This window comes from Devosia naphthalenivorans, from assembly GCF_003056355.1.
In the GTDB taxonomy this organism is placed as follows: Bacteria; Pseudomonadota; Alphaproteobacteria; order Rhizobiales; family Devosiaceae; genus Devosia; species Devosia naphthalenivorans.
In genome coordinates this window covers 97,765-117,957 of record NZ_PYVW01000006.1, presented here as the reverse complement: position 1 = coordinate 117,957, position 20,193 = coordinate 97,765, and the positions used below count along the sequence as shown (strand labels likewise).

Annotated in this window: 17 protein-coding genes; 6 read left to right on the top strand and 11 right to left on the bottom strand. The window is 62.6% G+C overall.

Features of this window, described 5'->3' with window-relative positions; all coding sequences use genetic code 11:
- Positions 1-19: 19 nt before the first annotated feature.
- Genes C8264_RS10280 through C8264_RS10270 form a run of 3 tightly spaced genes read right to left on the bottom strand, consistent with a single transcriptional unit; the run spans position 20 to position 2,860 of the window.
- A complete protein-coding gene (locus C8264_RS10280; RefSeq protein ID WP_108460899.1) occupies positions 20-1,303 on the bottom strand; it encodes a TRAP transporter large permease in 1,284 nt (427 codons plus the stop codon).
- 1 nt (position 1,304) lies between these two features.
- Entirely contained in the window at positions 1,305-1,826 is a 522-nt protein-coding gene (locus C8264_RS10275; RefSeq protein WP_108460898.1) for a TRAP transporter small permease, read from the bottom strand.
- A gap of 56 nt (positions 1,827-1,882) precedes the next feature.
- Positions 1,883-2,860 (bottom strand): C4-dicarboxylate TRAP transporter substrate-binding protein, encoded by a 978-nt coding sequence (locus C8264_RS10270; protein ID WP_108460897.1) that lies wholly within the window; start codon positions 2,858-2,860, stop codon positions 1,883-1,885.
- A 101-nt stretch (positions 2,861-2,961) separates the two neighbouring features.
- Between C8264_RS10270 and C8264_RS10265 the strand changes: the two genes are divergently transcribed.
- Entirely contained in the window at positions 2,962-3,660 is a 699-nt protein-coding gene (locus tag C8264_RS10265) for a GntR family transcriptional regulator (RefSeq protein ID WP_108460896.1), read from the top strand.
- 177 nt (positions 3,661-3,837) lie between these two features.
- Here the strand turns inward: C8264_RS10265 and C8264_RS10260 are convergent, their stop codons facing one another.
- The 3 genes from C8264_RS10260 to C8264_RS10250 all read right to left on the bottom strand — a co-directional run bounded on the left by C8264_RS10260 (position 3,838) and on the right by C8264_RS10250 (position 6,117).
- Positions 3,838-4,596, bottom strand: a complete 759-nt coding sequence (locus C8264_RS10260; protein ID WP_108460895.1) for an amino acid ABC transporter ATP-binding protein — start codon at positions 4,594-4,596, stop codon at positions 3,838-3,840.
- Positions 4,593-5,273: an amino acid ABC transporter permease gene (locus C8264_RS10255; RefSeq protein ID WP_108460894.1), complete on the bottom strand. Its 681-nt coding sequence runs from the start codon at positions 5,271-5,273 to the stop codon at positions 4,593-4,595. The genes C8264_RS10260 and C8264_RS10255 overlap by 4 nt, the downstream gene beginning before the upstream one ends.
- Positions 5,274-5,349: 76 nt before the next feature.
- Positions 5,350-6,117 carry an amino acid ABC transporter substrate-binding protein gene (locus C8264_RS10250; protein WP_108460893.1) on the bottom strand — a complete coding sequence of 256 codons (768 nt, stop codon included), beginning with the start codon at positions 6,115-6,117 and terminating at the stop codon, positions 5,350-5,352.
- Positions 6,118-6,413: 296 nt separating this feature from the next.
- On the opposite strand from C8264_RS10250, the gene C8264_RS10245 reads away from it, so the two are divergent.
- On the top strand, positions 6,414-8,354 hold the full coding sequence (locus tag C8264_RS10245; protein ID WP_108460892.1) for a polysaccharide biosynthesis protein: 1,941 nt from the start codon (positions 6,414-6,416) through the stop codon (positions 8,352-8,354).
- Here the strand turns inward: C8264_RS10245 and C8264_RS10240 are convergent.
- From C8264_RS10240 to C8264_RS10220, 5 genes are read right to left on the bottom strand one after another with little or no spacing between them, the layout of a single operon-like run.
- Positions 8,288-9,277: an MraY family glycosyltransferase gene (locus tag C8264_RS10240; RefSeq protein ID WP_205245662.1), complete on the bottom strand. Its 990-nt coding sequence runs from the start codon at positions 9,275-9,277 to the stop codon at positions 8,288-8,290. The two genes, C8264_RS10245 and C8264_RS10240, sit on opposite strands and share 67 nt — an antisense overlap.
- The gene (locus C8264_RS10235) at positions 9,274-10,200 is read right to left on the bottom strand and encodes an NAD-dependent epimerase/dehydratase family protein (protein ID WP_108460890.1); all 927 of its coding nucleotides are present in this window, start codon (positions 10,198-10,200) and stop codon (positions 9,274-9,276) included. Before C8264_RS10235 ends, C8264_RS10240 begins: the two co-directional genes overlap by 4 nt.
- A complete protein-coding gene (locus C8264_RS10230) occupies positions 10,197-11,288 on the bottom strand; it encodes a glycosyltransferase (RefSeq protein WP_108460889.1) in 1,092 nt (363 codons plus the stop codon). The genes C8264_RS10235 and C8264_RS10230 overlap by 4 nt, the downstream gene beginning before the upstream one ends.
- Positions 11,289-11,326: 38 nt before the next feature.
- Positions 11,327-12,847 carry a hypothetical protein gene (locus tag C8264_RS10225; RefSeq protein WP_162783563.1) on the bottom strand — a complete coding sequence of 507 codons (1,521 nt, stop codon included), beginning with the start codon at positions 12,845-12,847 and terminating at the stop codon, positions 11,327-11,329.
- A 43-nt stretch (positions 12,848-12,890) separates the two neighbouring features.
- Positions 12,891-13,193 carry a helix-turn-helix domain-containing protein gene (locus tag C8264_RS10220; RefSeq protein ID WP_108460958.1) on the bottom strand — a complete coding sequence of 101 codons (303 nt, stop codon included), beginning with the start codon at positions 13,191-13,193 and terminating at the stop codon, positions 12,891-12,893.
- A gap of 544 nt (positions 13,194-13,737) precedes the next feature.
- On the opposite strand from C8264_RS10220, the gene C8264_RS10215 reads away from it, so the two are divergent.
- From C8264_RS10215 to C8264_RS10200, 4 genes are all read left to right on the top strand, one after another.
- Entirely contained in the window at positions 13,738-15,939 is a 2,202-nt protein-coding gene (locus C8264_RS10215; RefSeq protein WP_108460887.1) for a DUF4214 domain-containing protein, read from the top strand.
- Between the two features lie 104 nt (positions 15,940-16,043).
- Entirely contained in the window at positions 16,044-16,853 is an 810-nt protein-coding gene (locus tag C8264_RS10210; RefSeq protein ID WP_108460886.1) for a SapC family protein, read from the top strand.
- 53 nt (positions 16,854-16,906) lie between these two features.
- Positions 16,907-18,622: a type I secretion system permease/ATPase gene (locus tag C8264_RS10205; protein WP_108460885.1), complete on the top strand. Its 1,716-nt coding sequence runs from the start codon at positions 16,907-16,909 to the stop codon at positions 18,620-18,622.
- 15 nt (positions 18,623-18,637) lie between these two features.
- Complete coding sequence (locus tag C8264_RS10200; RefSeq protein ID WP_108460884.1) at positions 18,638-19,948, top strand: HlyD family type I secretion periplasmic adaptor subunit; 1,311 nt, start codon at positions 18,638-18,640, stop codon at positions 19,946-19,948.
- Positions 19,949-20,193 lie beyond the last annotated feature (245 nt).

Here is a 20,193-nt window from a genome sequence, read left to right as displayed (position 1 = left end):
GCGTGCAGCCCGCAGGAAATCAGCTGCCGAACGCCATGCGCGGCAGCCACAGCACCAGGTCCGGCACGAACAGCAGCACGGCGATCAGCGCCACCACGGCGCCGATGAAGGGGATCGATTCGATGGAATATTCCTCGATCGACACATTCATCAGCGAGCACACGGCAAACATCGCCGACCCGCTCGGCCAGGTCATGCCACCCAGCGTCACGATCGACATCATCAGGATGCCGAAATGCACGGGGTCCATGCCCACCTGGGTGATGATCGGCACGAAGATCGGCGTCAGCAACAGCACCATCACCGTGCTGTCGAGCGCCAGCCCCGCCACCAGCAGGAAGATCAGGATGACCAGGACGATCATGTTGGGATCGGTGATGCCTTCGAGCATCCAGCCGGCCAGTTCCTGGGGAACCTGCAGGTAGATGGTGGCATAGCCGACCATGCCGCTCATCAGGATGATGAGCATGATCAGGCCCACGTCCGAGGTGGCCTGGCCAAAGCTGCGCCAGACCTTTTCCATGGTCAGTTCGCGATGGGCGAAAAAGCCGATGGCCAGCGCATAGACCACGGCGGCCGAACCCACTTCGGACGGCGTGAACAGCCCGCCGCGAATGGCCAGCACCAGCGCCACGGGAAACAGCAGCGCCCATTTCGCATCCCAGCAGGCCAGCCCCAGCGCCTTGAATGTCGGGCGCTTGCTGTCGGCGACCACGTATTTGCGTTTCTTGGCAATCAGATAGGTCGTCAGCATCAGCACGGCCATCATCAGGACGCCGGGGATGATGCCCGCGAGAAACAACCGGCCGATCGAGACATTGCCGACAAAGCCGTAAAGAATCAGCCCGATCGAGGGTGGAATGGTCGCGGTAATCAGTGACCCCACGGCGATGGCGGCGGCCGAAAAGCCCTTGCCATAGCCCTTGGCGACCATGGTCGGCCCGAGGATGCGCGCTTCCATGGCGGCGTCGGCCACTGCCGAACCCGAGACGCCTCCCATCAGCGTCGAGAGCACGATGGCGACTTGCGCCAGACCGCCCGACATCCAGCCCACGGCGATCATCGCGACCTTGAGCAGGCGCGAGGTGATGCCGCTTTCGTTCATCAGATGGCCGGCAAGCACGAAGAACGGCACGGCGAGCAGGGGAAAGCTCTGGCTCATCGAGGCGATCTTCTGCACGCCGATGGACATCGGCATGCCCTGGGTGGTCATGAAGAAGATGAAGCCCGAAATGCCGGTCGCGAATGCGACGGGCATGCCGAGGACCATCAGGACGACAAAGACGATACTGATCAGCAGCATGCTAGAGCTCCAGCGTCGGCGCGGAGGCTTCGATTTCGGCCTGCGTGCGGTTGTAGATCAGCAATTCCTGCTGCCGGCCGCGGAAGGCGCGAAGCATGTTGTAGATGAGCGTCGCGCCCAGCAGCACGCAGCCAACCGGCACTGCCACCGTCACGAAGGAATAGGAAAGCGTGCTGTCCCCGAACGTGCGTTCGCGGTTGAGCATGGTGAGCTTCCAGCCCTCCACCGTCAGTACGGCGAGGAACGCCAGGATCAGCACGGAACAGGCCACTTCCAGCCAGAAACGGCGCTGATAGCCCAGCCGCGTCACCAGCACTTCCATGCCCAGATGGGATTTCTCGCGCATGGCCTTGTTCGAGCCGAAAAAGCACAACCAGATGAACAGCAATTGCGCCATGTCGACCGACCAGATCAGGGGATGGCCGAAGAACCGCATCAGGGCGGCGGTGAAAACGAGGCCGGTGATGCCGGCGAGCAGGGCGAAGCAGATCGCCAGCTCCAGTTGAGCCAAACGCTTGAGCATGATCGTTCCGATAGGTGAAGGATTGCGGGCCCCGCAGGGCCCGCTGTGCCTCGGGGTTACTGAGCGGCGATGGCCTGCAGCTCGTCGCGCAGGGCGCCATAACCGAGCGTCTCATAGACGCCGGCGGTGGCTTCCTTGAACGGGGTCACGTCGATTTCGTTGATGGTCATGCCCTTGGCGAGCAGATCGGCTTCGATCTCTGCGAGGGCATCCTGGGTGCCATAGGACGCGATATCGCCGGCCTTGAGGGCCTCATCGCGCAGTATGGTCTGCAATTCCGCAGGCAGGCTGTCGAACCACGGACCGGAGGTGACGAGGCCGGTGATGAGGTTGATATGCGCCGTCTTGGTCAGAACGGACGTCACTTCCTGCAGGTTTGCCCCCTGGCCCGCTGGAAGCTGGGCTTCCACGGAATCGATGACGTTCTGCTCCAGCGCCGAATAGACTTCGGCGAATGGCATCGGGGTCGGGGTCGCGCCCATGGCGCTGATAGTTTCCACCCAGACCGGAGCGCCCGGCGTGCGCATGCGATTGCCTGCGAGGTCTGCCGGGACATTGACCGGCATCTTGGTCCAGAGGTGACGCTCGCCCTGCCACCAGTTGAATGAGAGCACCTGGTGACCCGAGGCGTCATGCAGCTTCTGCACCCATTCCTCGAACTGGTCCGAAACCACGACCTTGCGGATGCCGTCATAGCCCGAGGCCAGGTAAGGCGCGCCGAGAACGCCGAATTCATTGACGAATGCCGCGAGGCGCCCGCCATCGACGACCACCGCGACGGGTGCGCCGGCGCGCGCCTGCTCAAGCACGTCCTCGTCGGCGCCGAGCTGGGAATTGGGGAACAGCTTGACTTCAATGGCCCCGTCGGAGGCTGTGGCGACATTGTCGCGGAAGGCTTCGAGGCCCTTGTAGAGGGGGTCCGAGGTGGCAAGCGCCGTGTTGACGCTCAGCGTATAGTCGGCCGACAGGGCCGGGGCTGCGTACGAAACAACAAGGCCAGCGGCAAGAGCCGCAGCAAGCGGTATGAATTTCATGATATTTCCTCCCTGGGCGGCCGAAGCCGCAACGCGCCGTCCCTCTAGGCAACGACTGTCTATAAATGGTAGTATGGTAGTATACGGGAGTCAACACGACGATGGTTTTGCCTTTTAACGACAGCATCAGCGCCTATGCACGCCCGGTCACCGTGGGTAATCGGGTGTTCGACGCCCTGCGCCAAGCCATCGTGCAGCTGCAATTGCGGCCGGGGGACCCGCTATCGGAGGCCGAAATGGCGCGGCAGTTCGGCGTATCGCGCCAGCCCGTGCGCGAGGCCTTCATCAAGCTGGCCGAGGTGGGCTTGGTGGAAATCCGACCGCAGCGCGGCACGTCCGTGGTGATGATTTCCCGGCGCGAAGTCGAGAACGCCCGCTTCATCCGCGAGGCCATCGAAGTTGCGGTGGCGCGCAAAGCCGCGACCGAAGCCGCCAGCAGCCATCATGATATTCTGGACCGGCTGATCGAGCGGCAGCGCGCCGCCAATGCCGCGGGGGACCACGCCGATTTCCTGCGGCTCGATGAGGCCTTCCACCAGGCCATCGCCCAGGCGGCGGATTGCGACCATGCCTGGCGCCTATTAGAAAACCTCAAGGCGCAGATGGACCGCGTGCGCTACCTCTCGCTATCCGACGCCACCCCCATCGAAACCTTGATCGAGCAGCACGCCGTCATCGCCAACGCCATCCGCAGGCATGATCCCGACGCCGTCGAAGCCGGCATGCACCAACACCTCAGCGAAATCCTGACCTCGCTGCCGAAACTCGCCATCGCCCATGCGGAATGGTTTGTCGATTAGAGCATTTGGCAGACGAAGGCCCAGAGGGCGGCGCTAGAGAATTTCCTGCAAGTCAGCATCGACCCAGTAGACCTCATGGTGAGCCTGTCGAACCACGAGGTCGTGGCACCCAAGCGCTCCACTCGCCCGCTCTCATGGTTCGACAAGCTCACCATGAGGTCTCCGCGCCACCCCCGCTCAACCCAACGAAACCTGCGCCGTCAGCGTCGAAATAAACCGCTTCGTCCGCTCATCCACTGGCGCGCTGAACACCTGCCGCGCGGACCCCGCCTCCACGATTTCCCCGGCATCCAGAAACACCACATTGCTGGCAATCGTCGCGGCGAGCCGCAGATCATGGGTGGCCATCAGCATGGTGGTTCCGTCGCGCGCCAATTGCGCCAGCACTTCCACCACTTCGCCCGCCAGTTGCGGATCGAGCGCCGAGGTCGGCTCGTCACACAGCAGCACCTTGGGAGCAGGGGCCAGCGCCCGGGCAATCGCCACGCGCTGCTGCTGCCCACCCGACAGATTGGCGGGCCAGGCATCCGCCTTGGCGGTCATGCCCACCTTTTCCAGCAGTTCCAGGGCACGGCCGCGAGCCTTGTCGCGCGGCCATTTCAGCACTGTCACCAGCCCTTCCATGACATTCTCGACGGCACTCAAATGCGGGAACAGCTGAAAATTCTGGAACACCATGCCGGTCTTGCGCCGCAAGCGCAGCACCGCCTCGCGCGGCACCTTGCCGCCGGGCACAAAATCGATCACGGCATCATCAATCGCCACGCGCCCCGATTGCGGCATTTCCAGCAAATTGACGCAGCGCAGCAGCGTGCTCTTGCCGCTTCCCGAAGGCCCGATCAGTGCGGTGACGCCACCTTCGGGCACGATAATGCTGGTGCCCTTGAGCACGTGCAGCTCGCCGAAATGCTTATGGATATCGGTCAGCGCGATCATGATGCTGCCTCAATAAAGCCGCCATAGCGGGAGAAGCGCTTTTCCACGCGCGCCTGCAGGTTCGACAGCACCGAGCTCACGACGAGGTAGATGAGCGCGACTTCGATATAAAGGATCAGCGGTTCATAGCTCGTGGCGACGATGCGCTGCCCGGCGCGGAACAGCTCGGGCACGGTGATGGCCGCGGCCAGGGATGTATCCTTGACCAGCGAAATAAAGGTGTTGGACAGCGGCGGGACGGCAATGCGTGTTGCCTGCGGCAGGATGGTCCGGCGCATGGCCTGACCCCAGGTCATGCCGATGGAATAGGCCGCTTCCCATTGCCCCTTGGGTACCGACACCAGCACGGCACGGATGATCTCGGAAGTATAGGCGCCCACATTGAGCGTGAAGCCGATCAGGGCCGCCGGAAAGGCGTCGAGCACGATGCCGACACTGGGCAGGCCATAAAAGATCAGAAACAGCTGCACCAGCAGCGGCGTGCCCCGGATGATCCAGACATAAAAGCGCACGATGGCCGCAAACGGCGCCGGCGCAAACAGCCGCGTAATGGCGGCAATAAAACCAACGCCGAGCCCCAGCACGAACGAGAGCAGTGTGAGCGGTATGGTGAACATCACGCATGCCAGCAGCAGCGATGGCAGCGAGTCGATCATCAGGGAAAGCCAATGCGGCATCGCGGGGTCCGTCACGTCATGAAAAAGGGACCGGCCAGCAGCCTGGCCGATCCCTACCGATACTACGCCTTGGGCGTTACTGCGAGACGTCCTCGCCGAAGTACTTTTCAGAAATCTCGGCATAGGTGCCGTCTTCCTTGATCTCCGCCAGCGCCACGTTGATCGCATCGACCAGTTCCGGCTTGCCCTTGGCCAGCAGCACGCCCGAGAAATCGGCGTCCGCTTCGGTGGCAACGATCTTCACGTCGGCATCGGGCTGCTGCGTCTTGAAGTCGAAATAGGAGAGGCTGTCATTGATGGTAGCGTCGGCGCGGCCCTGCAGCACCAGCGCGATGGACTGGTCGAACCCTTCGGTGGGCACGACTTCAGCGCCATATTGCTGGGCCAGCTTGCCGTAATTGCTGGTCAGGGTCTGGGCCGATTTCTTGCCTGACAGGGTTTCGAAGCTGGTGATGTCCGTATTGTCGCCGCGCACCACAAGGGCGGCCTTGGAGGCGATATAGGGTTCGGAGAAGTCGTATTTCGCCTGGCGTTCTTCGGTAATGCCCACCTGGTTGATGACGACGTCATAACGGTTGGCGTCGATCCCGGCGATCAAACCGTCCCACGAGCCTTCGACGAACTCGGCCTCAACCCCAAGGCGTTCGGCAATTTCACGGCCGATCTCGACGTCGAAACCCACCAGCGCGCCGGTGTCGTCATGAAAGGTGAACGGGGCATAGGTGCCCTCGGTGCCGATGCGCAGGGCGCCCGCTTCCTTGATCTGGTCGAGCGCCGATTGCGCCAGGGTGGGGGTAGCAACGGCCAGCGCCACGAGGGCGGGCAGCAATTTGAGCAGCTTCATCCATGTTCTCCTTGTTCAACCAGCTCACAGGAGCGGGAATTCTGAAACGCAAACTGCCTCTTTGAGTGCCCCCTTACAACTGGCTGGACAGATGTTTTCTTCTGGATCATAGCGAAGCATGGCTATGCTCCGCTGGTGCCGGAAGGTAGATGAACCTTGCGTGTCGGCAGGCGGCGCTCTCTGCGCTGCAGCGGCAAATGATGGGCCACTTTCATTTCCGCCACAGACTAGGTAATTAAATGTACTGGCTGCGGGCGCTGCCTGCTGCATCGAGCCGTGTCAGAGTCGGATAGAATTTGTCGATCTTCGAACCCATGAGAACGGCGCTGGCCGATATGCCGCGTCCCCTCAAGCGTGTCGTATTGATATGCTTTGATATCGTGGTGCTGGTGGCCGCCGTCTGGTGCAGCTACGCCCTGCGCTATGGTGATTTCTTCGTGCCCCGGCCACGGCAATGGCTGATGATCGGTGCCGCTCCCCTGGTGGCCATTCCCATCTTCATCCGGATGGGGCTGTATCGTGCGGTTATCCGCTACCTGCCAGAGCGCGCGATATGGACGATGCTGCAGGCCATGACCCTGGCTGCGCTGGGCTGGGTTGCCGTTGCCTTCGTGTCCGAAATGGCCGGCAATGGCATCGTGCCGCGCTCGGTACCCTTCTTTTACTGGCTGATCGGTGGCGTGATGATCGCCGGCAGCCGCTTTGCCGCCAAGACCTTCATCTGGGCCCCGCCAAAGGAACAACTCCGGCGCGGCCAGATCGTGATCTACGGCGCCGGCGAGGCAGGCTCGCAACTGGCCGTGGCCCTGCGTTCGCAGGGGCGGCGGCTGATCCTTGGCTTTATCGATGACAACAAGAGCCTGCATGGCCGCGACATTGCCGGCCAGCGGGTCTATCCGCCATCCGAACTGCCGACGCTGATCGATAATTATGGCGTGGAAGAAGTCATCCTGTCCATGCCCTCGATGACGCCCGAGCGACGCCAGCAGATCGTCTCCAATCTGACCCAGTACCCGATCAAGATCCGCACCTTGCCCCATATCGCCGATCTGCTCACGGGCAAGTACCTGGTCAACCAGATCCAGGAGATCGACATCGACGAGCTGCTGGGCCGCTCCTCGGTTCCGGCCGAGTCCGATCTGCTGCGCGACATGATCCGCGACCGCTCGATCATGATTACCGGCGCTGGCGGCTCGATCGGTTCTGAGCTGTGCCGGCTGGTGACGCTGTGGTCTCCGAAGTTGCTGGTCCTGTTCGAGCAGAACGAATTTGCCCTCTACAATGCGCATCGCGCGCTGAGCCAAAAGGCATCGTTCCCCGTTATTCCCGTGCTCGGTTCGGCCACCGACGCGGCCCTGCTGTCGCGCGTCCTGACCGAGCACAACATCGAGGTGTTGTTCCATGCAGCGGCGCACAAGCATGTGCCGCTGGTGGAGGCCAATGCGCTCGAGGGCATGCGTAACAATGTGTTCGGCTCGCTCACCGTCACCCAGGCGGCGTTCGAGGCCGGCGTGCGCGATTTTGTCCTGATCTCGTCCGACAAGGCCGTGCGCCCCACCAATGTCATGGGTGCCACCAAGCGCTGGGCCGAACTCATCATGCGCCACTTTGCCGGCAAGGCCAGTGCCAGTGGCACGGGTCAGCGGTTCAGCGCGGTGCGGTTCGGCAATGTGCTGGGGTCGAACGGCTCGGTCGTGCCCCTGTTCGAAGAACAGATCGCCAATGGCGGGCCTGTCACGCTCACCCATCCCGACATGACGCGCTATTTCATGTCCATCCACGAAGCGGCTGAACTGATCGTGCAGGCGGGCGCGCTGGCCGAGGGCGGGGATACGTTCCTCCTCGAAATGGGCGAGCCGGTCAAAATCTCCGATCTCGCCCGCAACATGATCCAGCTGGCAGGGGAAACCGTGCGCGACGCCGCCAACCCCGGCGGCAGCGTCGAGATCGTCACCGTCGGCAGCCGGCCGGGCGAAAAAATGTTCGAGGAACTATTCTACGACCCGGCCAGTGCGCAGCCGACCCGCCACCCCAAGATCCTGCGTGCCCTTGGACGCGGCGAGATCAACGACCTGCAGTATGCGCTGGACAAGCTCGAGCAGGCCCTTGCTGCCCGCGACGAAACCGCCGCCCGCGCGATCCTCTTCGATTTCGTCGCCGAATCTGCCCCTCAGGCAGACATCTCGCCCGCCGCACCAGCCTTGGCCCAAACGGCGCAGCCCGCCAGCGGCGCATAGGCCAGCACCACCAGCGGCCAGCCCCAGCCGGCAGCATGCTGGGCCAAAAACGCCAGCGGCAGCGCCCACGCAATCGTCAGCGCCCCATAAAGCAGCGTCACGGGGCGGTGCCCCCATTGCCGCGCCAACTGCTGATAGGCATGTCGGCGATGGGCATGCCAGGGCCGCTCACCCCGCGCGACGCGCCTCAGCAAGGTCACCGTCGCGTCCGAAACAAACACCGCGGGCAGGATCAGCCAGGCCTCGTATCGCATTCCGCCATCGGCAATGGTCAGCAGAGCGATAGCGAACACGATCAGCGCCAGCGCGTTCGATCCTGCATCGCCCATGAAGATCCGTGCCGGCGGCCAATTGCGCAGCAGGAAGCCCAACGTCGCCGCTGCCGTCACCAGCGCCAACCAGAACGCCGGCGCACTCACCGCATCGGCATCCGCCGTCCACCACACGAGGCAGAACCCGCACAGGATCAACACCGCCTGGCTCCCCGCCAGCCCATCGATCCCGTCCATGAAATTGAAGAGGTTCAGCCACCACAGCCCCGCCAGCAGCACGACGACGGCCAGCACCACCCCTCCCACGATCCCGATCGGCGGCAGCGGCCCCACTACCCACAGCAGCCCGCCAAAAATCACGCCCTGAACCGGAAACCGCAGCGCCGCCGGCAGATCGCGCAGATCATCGACAAACCCCAGCGTCGCAATCAGCGCCGCCGCCACCAGCACCAGCGGCAATCCCAGTACGCTCCCCGCCACCAACGTCGCCACGGCAATCGCCACCCCGCCACCGCTCGGCGTAGGCACCACATGCGAGGACCGGTGATTGGGCTGTTGCACCAGCCCCATCCGCTCTGCGCGTTTTTCCAGCGCTATCGTCAGGCACCAGCTCAGCAGCGCCGCCACAAGGCAGAGAACCCCCAGGCTCACGCGTCCAACCCCCGATAGCGCCGCGCTGCATCCACGATCCCATCGCGCAGCTTGACCGGCGGCACCCAGCCAAGCCTCTGCCGAAACGCCGAGCCATCCACCACCAGCGTTTGCGACAGCTTGTCGATCGGCTGCGCCAGCCCAACCCTTCGCATCGCCCGCAACATCACCGAAGGCACCGCGAACAGCCGCGCCGGCCTGCCCAGCCCCTCGCCGATCAGCCGCAGCAGCTCCGGCGTCGACAGCACCCCCTCATCCGCCAGATGAAATACTCCAGCCGCCGCGTCCCGCCGCGACAGGCAAACCAGCACCGCATCCGCCAGATTATCCACCGCCAGGTAACTGCGCTGGTTCTCGATCCCGCCAAAGGGCAGCGGCAGGCCCAGCGCACACCAGCGCAGCATCTGCCGGAACCGGCCACCGGCATCGGGTCCATAAACCAGCGGCGGCCGGAGGCTCGTGACCGTCAACCCCGTCTCTGCCGCAATCGCCGCCAGCCCCCGCTCAGCCGCCAGCTTGGACTGCCCATAAGGCGTGGCGGGCCGTGGCGCATCGCTCTCCCGCAACGCCCCCCCATCAGGCTCGCCAACCGCCGCGATGGAGCTGATGAACACGAGATGCCCAACACCCGCGTCCGCCGCCGCGCGCGCCAGCGTCAGCGTGCCGCCCACATTGATATCCTCGAACGTCTCGGCCGCCGCTGCCGCTGCGCGATCCAGCACATGCGCCAGCCCGCCGGCATGCACTACCGCATCACACCCGGCCACCGCCGCCGACCAATCCGCATCCGCCCCCAGCCCGATGCGAAAATCCACCGCACTGCTCGAAAACCCCGCCGTGACAACCTCATGCCCGCCCGCGCGCAGCGCACGCACCGTCGCGCGACCAACAAATCCGCTTGCGCCGGTTACCAGGATTTTCATGCGGCACCGAGCTTGTGGTAGAGCGCGGCATAAGCCTGCCCCATCTGCCTTGCGGTGAACAGGTTTTCATACCGCGCGCGGGCCGCGAGGCCCATCTGCCGGCAGCGTTCGGCATTCTTTGCCAGCGAAACCATCGCCTCCGCCAGCGCCACCGGATCGGCCGGCGCGATGGTCAGCCCCGTCACCCCGTGCTCATTCACGAAGCTCGTCCCCGTGCCGATTTCGCACGAAATCATCGGCTTGCCGGCCCTTGCGGCCTCCAGCAGGGCCACCCCGAACGCCTCGGACCGCAGGTGCGAGGGAAACACGAACGCCCTGCAAAGCTTTGTCAGCGCCAGCTTTTCCGCCTCGCTGACCTCCCCAAGGACGGTGACGTTGCCCAGCCCCATCCGCTCGATGGCGGCGGTGTCGCCCGACCCGGCTATAACCACCGGCAAGCCCGTCAGCCGCGCGGCATCGAGTAGAAACGGCAGGCCCTTGTAGTAGCGCAACGCACCCAGAAACAGGAAGAATCCGCGCCCCAGACGCGTCTCATATGTTGTCATTGTGTTAACGTTGACGGCCGCTTCATCGCCGATCCCGATCGGGATCACCGATAGCTTGTCGCGATAGCGCGACAGCACCGGACTGCTCGCGACGTAGTTCGGCGATGTCGCCACGATCGCATCCACCGAGCCCAGAAACCGATCCATCAACGGCCGGTAGAGCCGCAGCAGCCGCTCCTGCTTGACGATATCGGAGTGGTAGGTCACCACCGCCGGCTTGCCCGTCCGGCTCAGCACATGCACCAGGTCCATCATCGGCCAGGGGAAGTGGTAGTGCACGATATCGGCCTCTGCCGCGAGCCGCCGAAAGGCCCCGAACACCGACAGGGACAGCCCCGTCGAGGCGACATATAAATCCTGCTTCGCCTGATGCGAAAAATGCTGCCCCACAGCAATCGACTCAGCGCTCGGCCTTGGGCTCAGCGACAGCACATCGCTGCTGATCCCCAGCGGCGCGGTGGCTTCGGCAATCTGGTGGATGACGCGTTCGACGCCGGTGAAGCTGTCAGGCAGGTAGGTCTTGAAAAAATGCAGAACACGCATGGACGCGGTGTTGATCCGTGCTGTGGCCGCAAACTGCGCTAGACAAGGGCATAGCTGGCGAAAAAATCGAAATGGCCGAGGGTGGAGATGATCCCGCCGTCGTCCAGTGCCCAGCTATAGCTGTAGGCGCGGTCCATTGTATCGTCGAACGCGGTTAAATCAATCAAAACCAGTTCATTGGCGCTGGCGACGATCTGGATATCGTCCGATTGCGCGAGAAACGAGTTGATGAAGGCGCGCGCCGCTTCCCCATAAAGGCCCTCGGCGGCCGTTGCGATGGGTGGCTCCTCCAGTTGCGGCGCGTCGAACACCAAATCGACCAGCCCGCCCTGTGTCGTGCCGGGCGCAATCTGCAACCCCTGCAGCGCCGATGGATCAAAGCTCGCCATCAGGCTCACCCCGCCCAAATTGTACTGTGCCAGCGAAACCGGATTGCTCAGCAACACGGCAAACTCCTGCGCCAGCGCAGCGGTCTGCACTTGCACGGCGTCAGCCGGCGCATCGACCACCGGCGCGGGCGCAAGGCTCAGCGGCGCCGCATCGGAAAGCACGCGCCCGGCCGCGTCACGCGCGAGCGCTTCGCCATCCATTGCTGCCAGCGCCAGTTCGGCCTGCGCTACAATGGCGTGCCCCTCGTCCGCCTGCATGAGGGGCAGGGTGGTTTCAATGATCTGTTCGGCCTTGGCGATCAGCGCCTTGGCAGCGTCCGAGCCATCCCAGCTCGATTGCGCCAGTGCCTCGCGGAAGTCGACAAAATCCGGCCGCGGATCGCTCGCCGGCTCCGGCAACAGGTCCAGCGTCGCGATGGCGCTATCGGGCTGGGCATCAGGCGCACCGGTGCTCATCGTGGTCAGCACCAGCGTGCCCATCACCGCCAGCATCTGCATGGCCGCGATGCTGTTGCCACCCGCAAAACCGCTGGCCTGGTCCATGGCCTGCATCAACCGGCTGACGAGTTTTTCCGCCGGCACGCCGTCGACCACCACGCCCGCCTTGCTGGCAATTGGCGCATCAGCAGCCCCGTCCGTCTCATCCGCCAATTGTTGCGCCGCCAGCAGCGCATGGGCCGAAACCCCTGCGCTTAAGTCACCCTCGTCCAGTTCCCCCGCCTGCGTCGCATCGCTCGACCACACATAGAGCGACCACACCAGAATAGTCAGCAGCGCCGCCGGATGGAGGAACACTTTGGACGCGCGGAATGCCACCACATTGGGCGCCGCCGCGCGCGCGGCCTGCGCGATGAACAGATCGATCAGTTCGGCAAAGCTGGCGCCGCGCAACGGGCGCTGCAGCGCCGGGCTATCCAGCAAATAGCGGCCATCGAGCCGGCAGAAATGGATGAACACGTCCCCATCCAGCCGGCACAGCACCATCCATGGGTCGCCCTCGTCGGTCACCCCGCGATCCAAATTCACCAGAATGCCGGCCTGCCCCAGGCAGGCGACCGCGCGATAAATGTCGCTCAGTTCCTGGTTGGTCCAGTCCTGCGGCTGGGGGCGGGCGGCGGTCGTGCGCGCCTGAGCGCTGCCGGGCTTGGTGAAGCTGAAAATCATGGCCACGTGCCGCCGGTCCTCCCTGCGGAAACAGTTTTACTACGGCGTCTTACGCCGCCTCTTCCCCGAACAGGATCTCGTAGCTGTGCGGGTCGTAATACATCAGCATTTTCTTGACGAAGATCTTCTCGTCGATCTGCAGCGCGCCGGCCCATTCCCGATAGCGGTTGGACGGGATCTTGCCCCGCCCGTTCTCGAGCTGGGAGATGAAGGTGTAATAATCGAGGCTCAGAATATTGGCGAGGTCGCGCTGGGACAGGCCTGCCTCCTCGCGCAGCTGCTTCAGCCAGGCGCCGGCGTCGAGCCGGAGCGGGTTGGCGTCTGCCCCGGCAATCTTGCTTTTCGAGAGCATGGTCTCGTCCTTCATCGGTTGCGCCCGAAAACGCGGCGGCCGTTTATAGTTCAACTATAGTTAGGTGAAGAGAGCGTCAACACGGCTGCCGCGCCCGCTCTCCTGTATTTTACCGCGCCCATGGCAGGTCTAGACCGTCCTGCTTGAATGTGGTGCTGAAAATCCACAGAACCCTAGCGGGTATGAAATTTACTGTACACCCCCTTGCCAATATAATTTCCTGCGCTTATCAAATAACGCGCCGATAACGAGTCGTATAAACAGTAATACTGCGAAAACTACGTAGATAATACTTGGATTATGTACTTACGGCAAACTACGTATGGGAGAAGTAACTGTAAATTATGGCATAAGGTGACTTTCTTTCTCGCCGGTCCAGCGACCGGCGTGATGGGAAGTCTGCAGATCCGGGCGTCAAAGTCCGGGCCAGGTTTTTCAAGCATCCCTCGTCTGCCCCTGTTGGTCATTCATGATGGCCGGGCGCAGGCAAAGCCGTGCGGCGCTGTTTGGCGTCGGTGAGGGTACGTCAACAAAGGAATGAGACATGACGCCTGTTGAACAGATTACATCGCTCTACATCGGCTATTTCGGCCGTGCTCCCGATCCCGAGGGTCTGAATTACTGGGTCGGCCGCCTGGCCGAAGGCTATACGCTGGCCGAAGCTGCCGAGTCCTTCTCGGTGCAGTCGGAATCCACGACCAAGTACCCCTATTTGGCCAACCCGAACATCGCTTCGCCACAGGCGTTCATCACCCAGGTTTACATGAACCTGTTCAACCGCGTTCCCGACGCAGAAGGCCTCGCCTACTGGACCGCCGAGCTGGAAAACGGTGCCGACGTTGGTGATTTCATCCTCAACGTGATCTCGGGCGCTGTGACCGAGCCCGATGCCACCATCGTCGCCAACAAGGTCGAAGTCGGTGCCGACTTTGCTTTGTCAGCTGCCAATGAAGAAGGCTTTGTCTATGACGATGCCGCTGCCAGCGCGGCAATCGGCGTTATCGACGGCGTTGATGAGACTGAAGCATCGGTAGAGGCTGGCAAGGCTGAAACGGACGCGTTTATCGATGGCATTGATGAAGACGAAGGCCTGACGATCACCCTTTCGGACAATATCGATGCTCCCGGCACCTCTGGCCCCGGCGTTGATACCGAAGGTTCTGAACTTGACGACACCTTCATCGGTGATAGCACGACCTTCAACCCCGGCGACGTGATCGATGGCAATGGTGGCGTTGACACGCTTGAACTGTTCCTCACCGGCGGTGCAACCGTTCGTTCGACCGACGTAGAAAACATCGAAGTCAACGCTGTCGGTGGTGCGGTTGGCGTACTAATGACCAATGCTGTTGGCGTTGAGACTGTTTCGTCGATCAACAGCTTTGGTGATGTATCGTTCGTAGATCTGCAGAATAACGTAGATGTTTCGGTCGTTGACTCCGATGCTGACGTGGGCGTTAGCTTTGATGGCGACGTGCTTGGTGGCGATGAGGCCAACATCAACCTCAGTGTCGATGGCTTCGGCGATAACGGTTCTTACTCCACGTTTACTGTCGATACCGACGGCGACACGGTCACTTCGCTGGCTGTCACTGCTGAAGGCGACAACTTCTTTATTGTCGAGGAAGTTGATGCCGAAGAGCTTGATCTTGAGACGTTGACCATCAGCGGCGCTGGCGAAGTCAACATCTATGAGAACGCGACTGAATTCGAAGACCTGACAACCGTTGCTGCTGCTGCGGCATCCGGCGGCGTCAACATCGACCTCTCTGACAACGACGAAGACCTTACGGCAACTTTCGGTGCTGGCGACGACCAGATCGTACTCGGTGCCGGTGAATTCAACGGCGATGACACTCTCGACGGTGGCGCCGGTGATGCCGATAGCCTAGCAATCGATGCTGATGACGTCGATGAAGCCGCAGGCGGCGTGACCGGTTTCGAAGTGCTGCAGGTTTATGGTGCGGGCGGTGCTGCGCTTGAAATCAGCGGGGACGATTTCCTTTCCGTTGCGCTGCGTGGCAATGTCGGTCAGGCTATCGAGCTTGAGAACTTCACTGACGGCACGGTCTACCTTGCGGTCAATGGCACGCAGGCGGGTCCAATCACCTTTGACGATACTGACAATGTCTCGTTTGTTGTAGGCGATGCAGAAGAGATATCTTCGGTGTCCGCCGAGTACTGGGGTGACTACGAAGTTGACGAAACGGTAACGGATCTCAACTTGACTGGCGTTACATCTGCTTCGTTCTCCGTTGCTGACGAAGATGACAGCCTCATCGTGTCGACGCTGACGCTTGATGACACTGAAACCCTCACCTTCTCTGGTGAAGGCGACGTTACTCTGACTGCTGTTGTCGATGCAGGAAACGAACTGGCGACCTTGGACTTGTCCGGCTTCGAAGGCACGTTCATCACGACGGGTGAACTGAGCGACGGCGGGATCGATATCCTCGTTGGCAACCTGGATGACACCTCTAGCATCGTTCTCGACGCCGCTGGTGCTGCCTCTGACGTTCTCACCTTTGGTGAAACTCTGGACGGTGATATCTCGGTCGACAACTTCGAGTTCGGCGTGGGTGGCGACACCCTCGATCTCGGCGCTCTTGGCTTCGCAAGCTTCGCGGACGTGAACGCGGCTACCACTGAAGTTGGCGGTAACGCTGTGATCGATACCGGTGACGGTTCGATCACCCTCGTCGGCGTGGCTTTGGGTGATTTGGACGCTGCTAACTTCGCGTTCTAATCTGTCTTTAGACATGTGAACTGACGGTGGAGGGACAGCCCCCCACCGTCTTTGCCGTTTACGACTTCTTGCGTTCATACACCGTCCGTCTTCAAGGAAATTTCATGGCAAGTGCCGTGCACGCAGTATCTCCCGAGCGTCACCGGAACCGCCAATGGCGCCCCCTGGGCAACTATGCCCACGCGCGAAATCGCCATCTGGTCGGCATCGCCACCAGCGAATTGGCGCAAGCCGTCACCACATTCGCCCTCGCTTTCGTCGTGCAAAACGACGTCGCCGGGCTCGTCGCCATTTGCGGAATAGAGCCCAATTCCAGCCTTTTCGTCGCCTCCGATGGCACCTGGCTGGGCCGCTACGTCCCCGCCATGCTGCGCGCCCACCCCTTCGCCATCGCCAATAGCGAGGGCAAACAAGTGCTCTGCATCGATGAAGCCAGCGGTCTTGCCGGCCCCAACGACGACAATACGCGCCCGTTTTTCGATGAATCCGGCGCCATCGCCAGGCCCACCGCCGAAGTCATCAAATTCCTCGAAGCCGTCAACGGCCAACTGCAGCGCAGCAATCAATTGGCCGGTCAGTTGCGCAAGCACGGCCTGCTGGAGCCTTGGCCCATCGATGTGCGCGGCGCCCAAACGCCCGATGGCAAGAAGCTCGAAGGCCTGTTGCGCGTCAACGAAGCGGCGCTCAACGCCCTGCCGGACGCGGCTTTTCTGGAATTGCGTGGCGGCGCCCTGGCACTCGCCCATGCCCAGCTCCTGTCCATGCCGAACCTTTCGCTCCTGCCGCGCATCGCCGAAGCAAGGCAAGCGCGCGAGCGCCAGATCAAGCAGCGGCGTGCCGAAGAGGCCGCCATGTTCCAGCCGAGCGGCGGCAACCAGGACGTCATCGACTGGGATCGCATGTTCAACGACTGACTATCGGCGCCACGCCGTGCCGAACCGACCAACATGAAAGCGACGCGCTTTAAATGTCCCAACCTGATGTATTCCAGCGTGCCCTTGGCATTTACAAGAAGATCATCTGGAGCACGCTGATCTTCAGCGCCGCGATCAATATCCTGCTGTTCGTCGGCCCGCTCTACATGCTGCAGATCTATGATCGCGTGCTGCAGAGCCGCAACGAAACCACGCTGGTCATGCTGACCGTGATCGCCGGCTCCATGCTGATGGTCCATGGCTTGCTGGAGTTCCTGCGCTCGCGCGTCCTGGTCCGCACCGGCTATCAGTTCGACGAGGCGCTGTCGGCTCCGCTGTTCCACCGAGTGCTCAAGGCGAGCCTCGCCAACCCCGGCGGCAATTCGCAAGCCGCGCTGTCCGATGTCGGCCGCCTGCGCGAATTCCTCACCGGCTCGGGCCTCACCGCCATGTGCGACGTGCCCTGGGTGCCACTGTTTCTTATCGTCTGCTTCCTGTTCCATCCCTGGATCGGCACAGTCGCCCTGGGTGGCGCCACCATCGTGTTCGTCCTCGCGCTGATCAGCGAATTGACCACCAAGAAGACCCTGGACGAGGCGCAGAACGTCAACCAGGCCGCCCAGCAATTCGCCTCCACGACGCTGCAGAATGCCGAAGTCATCCGCGCCATGGGCATGGAAGGCCAGCTCCGCGACCGCTGGCTCGAGCGGCACGATCGGATGATGGATCTGCAGGCCTCGGCCAGCGACCGGGCAGGGGTGATTTCCTCGATTTCCAAGTTCGTCCGCGCCGGCCTGCAGGTCGCCATCCTGGGCGTCGGCGCCTATCTGGTGCTGCAGGGCGAAATGTCCGCCGGCGTCATGGTGGCGGCGTCCATCATGATGGGGCGCGCCCTGGCCCCCGTCGATCAGGTGGTCGGCCAGTGGAAGAATTTCGTGGGCGCGCGGCAATCCTATCGCCGGCTCAAATCCATGTTCGCCCAGATCCCCGCCGATATCGAGCGCACCGCTCTGCCCGCCCCCGACGGCCGCCTTGTCGTCGAAGGCCTGATGGCGCTCGTCCCCGGCAGCCGCACGCCGGTGCTGCAGGGCGTCACCTTCGCCATCGAGCCGGGCCAGACCCTGGCCGTCGTCGGCCCCAGCGGCGCCGGTAAATCGAGCCTCGTGCGTACGCTGGTCGGCGTCTGGCCGACCGTGTCGGGCACCGTGCGCCTCGATGGCACCGAGATCGGCCACTACAATTCCGACGAACTGGGCGCCTATGTCGGCTATCTCCCCCAGGAAGTGGAACTCTTCGCCGGCACCATCGCCGAGAACATCGCCCGCTTCCGCGATGCCGACGACAAGGACATCGTGGCCGCCGCCAAGCTGGCCGGCGTACACGACATGATCCAGAAATTGCCCCAGGGCTACGACACCGAAATCGGTATTGGCGGGCGCTCACTGTCCGGCGGTCAGCGCCAGCGCGTGGGCCTGGCGCGTGCGCTGTTCGGCAATCCATCGCTGATCGTGCTCGACGAACCCAATGCCAATCTCGACTCCGAAGGCGAAACCGCCCTGATGCATGCCCTCGCCAGCATCAAGCAGCGCGCCACCACCGTGGTGTTCGTCAGCCACAAGATGAACCTGCTGAGCCAGGCCGACATGACGCTGGTGATGAAGGACGGCCGCGTGCAGCGGTTCGTCCCCACCCGCCAATTCCTGCAACCCATGGCTGCTGCCGCTGCCGACCCGCGCCCGCCCCAGGCGGCTGCGCAGATCTCTGCATAGCGAAGGATCAAACCAATGGTAAAAGCCAAACCCACGACCCGCCGCTATTCTCCGACGCCATTCATCCTGATGGGCTTCGTGACCATCGGCGCCACCTTTGGCGTCATGGGCGTCTGGGCCGCCACGGCCCCGCTCGATAGCGCCGTCATCGCGCCGGGCGTCGTTGCCGTGGAATCCAACCGCAAGCAGATCCAGCACCTCGAAGGTGGCATCGTTGCCGAGATCATGGTGACCGAAGGCCAGTCCGTCGAAGCCGGGCAAGCGCTGGTGCGCCTGTTGCCCACCCAGGCGCAGGCCAACCAGTCCATCCTGCAGCAGCGCGTCGCCGTGCTGCGCGCCACCGAAAAGCGCCTTGAAGCGGAACGCGCCAATCTGGCCGAACCCGATTTCGCCGCCATCGGCGAGCTCGAGGACAAGGCTGCCCTGGCCACCGCCATCGCCGGGCAAGGCCAGCTCTTCAACGAGCGCAAGGCGATCCGCGACAGCAAGATCAGTATCCTCGAATCCCGCATCGAGCAGTTCCACCAGCAGATCGCGGGCCTCACCGTGCAGCGTGATTCCATCCAGCGCCAGCAGGCCTCGATCGACGCCGAAATCGCCCGCCTGCGTGGCGGCGAAAGCACGGGCGTGGTGCGCACCAACCAGATCACCGCCATGGATCGCGACAGCGCGGCCCTCACCGGCAGTTTCGGCCAGCTGATTTCCGAATCGGCCCGCGCCTACCAGAGCATCATCGAAACCGAACTGCAGATCGTGCAGACCAACCAGGAATACCAGGAGCGCGCCGCCTCCGAACTCAAGGACACCTTGGCCGAACTCAACGAGATCACCGAGCGTCTTGTGGTTGCCGAGGATATCAATTCCCGCACGCTGATCCGCGCCCCGCAAAGCGGCATCGTCCAGAACATCCGCGTCCACACCATGGGTGGCGTCGTGCGCCCGGCGGAAACGATGATGGAAATCGTGCCCCAGGACGAAGCGCTTGTCATCAACGCCCAGGTGCGCCCGCTCGATATCGATAGCCTGGCGCCCGGCCAGGTCTCGGAAGTCAAGTTCCCGGCCTTCTCCAGCCGCAACATCCCCACCATCTTCGGCACGGTCGATGTGCTGTCACCGGACCTGATCTACCCCGAAGACAGCCGTGAACCGGCATACTACCTCGCCCGCATCAGCGTGCCGGAGGGCAATGTGCCCGAGATGATCAAGGGCCGCATCCTGCCCGGCATGCCCGCCGACGCCATCATCGTCACTGGCGAACGCACCATGGTCGACTATCTCGTCAAACCGATCCGCGACTCGCTCGACAAGAGCATGCGCGAGGAATAGGCGGCGGGTTCTTGTCACCTCACCCACAGCGTCACGCCCGTCACCCGCCGCGTCATTCCCGCGAAAGCGGGAATCCCACTTCACTTCAGCGCAAAAGTGAGATTCCCGCGTTCGCGGGAATGACGCCGAGTAAGTATACGTAGTTTCCCTAGAATGTTGTTCCTGTTTTGATCTGCTAAGGCATAGCCCACTGGCGCAGGAATAATTGGATTCTAGGGAATGGCATCGTGATGAACGCGGAATTC

Coding starts and splice junctions, on each gene's coding strand:
- C8264_RS10265 (WP_108460896.1), top strand. CDS start 2,962: ATGGTTTTGCCTTTTAACGACAGCATCAGCGCCTATGCACGCCCGGTC.
- C8264_RS10260 (WP_108460895.1), bottom strand. CDS start 4,596: ATGATCGCGCTGACCGATATCCATAAGCATTTCGGCGAGCTGCACGTG.
- C8264_RS10200 (WP_108460884.1), top strand. CDS start 18,638: ATGGTAAAAGCCAAACCCACGACCCGCCGCTATTCTCCGACGCCATTC.
- C8264_RS10250 (WP_108460893.1), bottom strand. CDS start 6,117: ATGAAGCTGCTCAAATTGCTGCCCGCCCTCGTGGCGCTGGCCGTTGCT.
- C8264_RS10270 (WP_108460897.1), bottom strand. CDS start 2,860: ATGAAATTCATACCGCTTGCTGCGGCTCTTGCCGCTGGCCTTGTTGTT.
- C8264_RS10210 (WP_108460886.1), top strand. CDS start 16,044: ATGGCAAGTGCCGTGCACGCAGTATCTCCCGAGCGTCACCGGAACCGC.
- C8264_RS10255 (WP_108460894.1), bottom strand. CDS start 5,273: ATGCCGCATTGGCTTTCCCTGATGATCGACTCGCTGCCATCGCTGCTG.
- C8264_RS10205 (WP_108460885.1), top strand. CDS start 16,907: ATGTCCCAACCTGATGTATTCCAGCGTGCCCTTGGCATTTACAAGAAG.
- C8264_RS10215 (WP_108460887.1), top strand. CDS start 13,738: ATGACGCCTGTTGAACAGATTACATCGCTCTACATCGGCTATTTCGGC.
- C8264_RS10235 (WP_108460890.1), bottom strand. CDS start 10,200: ATGAAAATCCTGGTAACCGGCGCAAGCGGATTTGTTGGTCGCGCGACG.
- C8264_RS10280 (WP_108460899.1), bottom strand. CDS start 1,303: ATGCTGCTGATCAGTATCGTCTTTGTCGTCCTGATGGTCCTCGGCATG.
- C8264_RS10220 (WP_108460958.1), bottom strand. CDS start 13,193: ATGCTCTCGAAAAGCAAGATTGCCGGGGCAGACGCCAACCCGCTCCGG.
- C8264_RS10230 (WP_108460889.1), bottom strand. CDS start 11,288: ATGCGTGTTCTGCATTTTTTCAAGACCTACCTGCCTGACAGCTTCACC.
- C8264_RS10275 (WP_108460898.1), bottom strand. CDS start 1,826: ATGCTCAAGCGTTTGGCTCAACTGGAGCTGGCGATCTGCTTCGCCCTG.